Source organism: Chitinophaga sp. (genome assembly GCF_036566945.1).
GTDB lineage: Bacteria > Bacteroidota > Bacteroidia > Chitinophagales > Chitinophagaceae > Chitinophaga.
Genome location: NZ_DATCVJ010001109.1, coordinates 1 through 4226, shown reverse-complemented (window position 1 = coordinate 4226; position 4226 = coordinate 1). Strand labels below are relative to the sequence as shown.

Genomic DNA, 4226 nt, shown 5'->3' with positions numbered 1-4226 from the left:
GCCAGCATCTCCACCAATTGATCCGCTACTAGTTTTGCCATAATCGTTTATATTACATAATGTATGAATGATAAAAACAGCTGCTTTCCTACATTGTTCAACCCGCCTGCTGTCAATAAAAATTATGCTCCTTATTGGTTTTACGACCGTTAATTTTCTGATAGAAACCATATGCGTATGACTGAAAAAGAACTCATCCTCGGAGAAAATGATAAACACCTCGACTTTCGGGTGTCGCTTTATTTGCAGCAACAACCGGCGGCGCAACAGCTGCTCTGCACTACTACAGTACATTATAACAACCGCTGGGGGAAACGCTATTTCTTTTTTGTAAAACCTTTCCACCGACTCATTGTTCCGGTTAACATCAAAAGCACCATTCATCAATTACGTACAGCCGCGAGTTGAATGCGACAAAAAATTGATTATTTTTATGGCATTGTCTAAATCGCTACTAATGAAACCTATCCCTGCGCCCTTGCATCGCAATGCTGTATTGCTGCTCGTTATCCTGATAACAACAGTTACCACCTCCTGTAGCCGGAAAATTACTGAAACAGGGAAAGCCTCCTATTACGCGGACTCTTTCGATGGTAAACGCACCGCCAGTGGCGAAACATTTCATCAGCGGGAGCTTACCGCAGCGCATAAAACATTACCTTTTGGCACACGCGTCACCGTTATTAACATTGCCAATGGCAAAAGTGTAAAAGTGCGGATCAATGACCGCGGGCCATTTGCAGCCGGACGTATCATAGACCTCTCTCATAAAGCCGCTGCCAAACTGGGAATGCTGAATACCGGCGTTGCCAATGTTGAAGTGAAATACAAAAAGAAGAAAAAGAAATAATAAAACAGGAGTGAGGCGCCTCACTCCTGTAAACGTTCTTTACCCCAGTTGATATACCCCGCCGCTGCGAATGTTGCCGCTTTGATCATGTCTTCCTTCAGCAATTTCTTCAATCATCTTTTTGCAAAACGCTGGTAAATCTTTTGGTGTACGACTGGTAACCAGCCCCTTGTCAGTAACCACTTCTTCATCTACCCATAGTGCACCTGCATTTTCCAGGTCAGTCTTTAACGATTTGAACGAAGTCATTTTACGGCCATCCAGCTCACCGGTTTCAATTAAAGTCCATGGACCATGGCAAATGGCAGCAATAGGCTTACTATCATCAAAAAAGCCGGTTACAAAAGCAATGACCCGATCATTGATCCGCAAATGATCCGGATTCATCACGCCGCCCGGTAACACGAGTGCATCATAATCTTGTGCAATCACGTCTTTTATATGCTTATCTACCGGATAGTCTTTTCCCCATTCGGTTTCAGCCCAGGCTCGCACACTTTTTTCTTCTGGTGATATAATGTCCACAGTGGCGCCTGCATTTTTTAATGCTTCCATGGGCTTGGTAAGTTCCACTTCTTCAAACCCATTTGCTACTACAATAGCTACTTTTTTCCCTTTTAATTGATTTTCCATAAGATGCTATTTTATATAGTGTTATAATAATTAGCCTTCGGCAGAAGCATACCTTCACGCCATCTCCCTTAAACCTCAAAAACAAGTCCTGTTGTACATGGTGACGCCGGCAGACCATTCCAAAAGATCAGTGCGTTTACACCCTGTATAATTTCTTGCTCATATCGTAGCAAATGCTTTCTCATCCGTTTGTAATTTTTTGCAGAGAAGATTGCATTTGGGAACAGATGCTCCTTTATTTGTTGATATACAATTACAGAACAATGAACAAGAAAACACTCCTTTCAGCATTGCTGGCTATTTGCCTGACTGCTGACCATGCCTTTGCTCAGGCGCCTGCCATAGAACTACCTGGCTTTGCTGCCTATGCTGATCCGGCAGAAGAAAATGTAGATATCAACCATAACAAAGGCGTTATAAACTGGACCGGTAACAGCAATACCGTGAATTTTTATTTCCACGCTGCCACCACTGGTCCACTTAAAGTGGCACTACTCGCAAAAGCAGATGCAACAAGCAAAGTAAGTGTGTCTGTAAACGGCACAGAAAAAACAGTAAGCATTCCTAACAATAATGAGTATGTAAATATTCCCGTTTTACAAACCAATATTAAAAAACCAGGATTCTACTGTGTTTCCCTCAAGGGTATAGAAAAAACAGGAACAGTATATGCAGATGTGAAAGCTGTTTCCTTAACCGGTGCTGCAACAAAAGACATACAGTATAACGCTAAACCCTGGCGCCGTGCAGCTTCTGTGCATTTAAACTATCCTGTTCCAGAGGGTAAAAATGTAGAGTGGTTCTATGGAGAAATTAAAGTACCTGCGGGAGAAGATAAACTGGGTACCTATTTCATGTCATGCGGTTTTCACCGCGGCTACTTTGGCATGCAGGTAAATTCTCCAACAGAAAGAAGAGTGATTTTTTCTGTGTGGGATGCAGGTGGAGAACCACAGGAACGCAACAAAGTAAAGTATGAAGATCAGGTAGTAATGTTGGCAAAAGGAGACAGTGTAGATGCCAGCGGATTTGGCGGAGAAGGAACCGGTGGGCATAGCCATTGGGTATATAACTGGAAAGCCGGAGAAACCTATCGTTTCCTCATGCATAGCGTTCCTACAGGCAATACCACTACTTATACCGCCTATTTTTATGTGCCTGAACATAACGAATGGAAATTAATCGCCAGCTTTAGAGCACCGAAAGATGGCAAGTATATGGGGCATCTCTACTCTTTCCTCGAAAACTTCTCCTTTGAGAATGGACACCTTGGTCGTAAAGGCTACTTCGGTAATCATTGGATTAAAACCAATACCGGTGAATGGATAGAGCTGACTAAAGCAAAGTTCTCCAATGATGCCACCGCTAAAGCGAAAGACCGTCTTGATTATGGCGGCGGCTCAGAAAATGGATGGTTCTATTTATGGAACAGCGGATTTAAACCCGCCAATGCACAATATGGTGATCAGTTTGAACGCCCAGCCACCGGAACCCCTCCGGTAATAGAGCTTCCTAAGTTCTAATCTTCTCCCAACCGGATAAAGCGAGGATGTATCGTTTATGCGATACATCCTCGCTTTTTTCTCCCTAAAATTCTATTAATCATCTATTAGTCAACGATATAATCCAATAAATACTCATTTTAATTAGTCCATATGCCCCATAGGACAGATGTAACGCATTTATTTCTTTATGCACACAACAAATTTCTGATGAAGCGGGGGCTTTTTTACGCTTTTAGATAGAGGCACAATTCTTTCTGCTAACCGGCTACTAAGCAATTTTTACTTTAAATTCGGTTTTAAATCCAGCTAACATCAGTTACATATGGCATTGAAAAACAAACTGCCTATTCCCGGCGTCACACAAGTGCTGAATTCATTTAAAGTGAAGAAGCAGCGTATCATGAATTTTAATCCGGCAGAAGGAGTAGCTCCCCGTAAGCCGGCACCCAACAGCAAAATCACTGTTTTCGATTATAATACAAGTCTTTGTTCCGAGATGGTGCTGGATAAGGTGGAAGATACCTTTAAGTATATGGAGTCTTCCCAACTGAGCTGGATTAATATTGATGGTATCAGAAAAGAGGAAGTCCATGCTATTTGTGAGCAATTCCTGATACATCCCCTAATAGAAGAAGATATACTGAGCATAGGGCAACGGGCAAAAATGGATGAAATCAATGACCGCCTGTTCTGTTTACTTCCCATGATTTACTTTAATAGTGAAACATCGGCAGTAGATCTGGAACAAGTAAGCATTGTGCTCGGCAAAAATTTTGTCATTTCCTTTCAGGAAGATCCTACCCGGGACGTATTTGATCCCGTACGAACAAAATTGCTATTAAAAGGATCCAGGATACGCAATGGGGGAGCGGATTACCTGTGTTATTCCTTGCTTGACATTATTGTGGATAACTACTTCATTGTGATGGATAAGCTGGGAGAAAGAATAGAAATGATGGAAGACCTGGTACAGCATCAGCCCAACACGCGTACATTGGCCCGGATAAACTATTTAAGACGACAGGTATTTCTATTTAAGCGGGCTATTTCGCCAGTGAGAGAGTTAGTCAATGGTTTCCTGAAAAGTGAAAGTGATCTGCTGGAAGATAAGGTGACCAAATATTATAAAGATGTGTACGACCACATTATTCAATGTAATGATCTGGCAGACAACTACCGCGATATGGTATTGAATTTACAGGAAATGTACCATACCCAGTTAAATCTCAAAATGAATG

5 protein-coding genes are annotated in these 4226 nt (G+C 42.1%); 4 read left to right on the top strand and 1 reads right to left on the bottom strand.

From position 1 onward, the window contains the following. The first annotated feature begins 177 nt into the window (after positions 1 to 177). A complete protein-coding gene (locus VIP81_RS33275) occupies positions 178 to 408 on the top strand; it encodes a DUF2867 domain-containing protein (RefSeq protein WP_331972521.1) in 231 nt (76 codons plus the stop codon). A gap of 49 nt (positions 409 to 457) precedes the next feature. Then, positions 458 to 850, top strand: coding sequence for a septal ring lytic transglycosylase RlpA family protein (locus tag VIP81_RS33270; protein WP_331972518.1), 393 nt, complete (start codon positions 458 to 460; stop codon positions 848 to 850). A 39-nt stretch (positions 851 to 889) separates the two neighbouring features. On the opposite strand, the gene VIP81_RS33265 is transcribed toward VIP81_RS33270, so the two are convergent. After that, a complete protein-coding gene (locus VIP81_RS33265) occupies positions 890 to 1483 on the bottom strand; it encodes a type 1 glutamine amidotransferase domain-containing protein (RefSeq protein ID WP_331972516.1) in 594 nt (197 codons plus the stop codon). 263 nt (positions 1484 to 1746) lie between these two features. Here VIP81_RS33265 and VIP81_RS33260 point away from each other — a divergent pair, with 263 nt between their 5' ends. Both VIP81_RS33260 and VIP81_RS33255 read left to right on the top strand, forming a co-directional pair. Next, entirely contained in the window at positions 1747 to 3006 is a 1260-nt protein-coding gene (locus VIP81_RS33260) for a DUF3472 domain-containing protein (protein WP_331972514.1), read from the top strand. Between the two features lie 304 nt (positions 3007 to 3310). Then, a partial coding sequence (locus VIP81_RS33255) for a magnesium and cobalt transport protein CorA (protein ID WP_331972512.1) occupies positions 3311 to 4226 on the top strand: 916 nt, incomplete at its 3' end.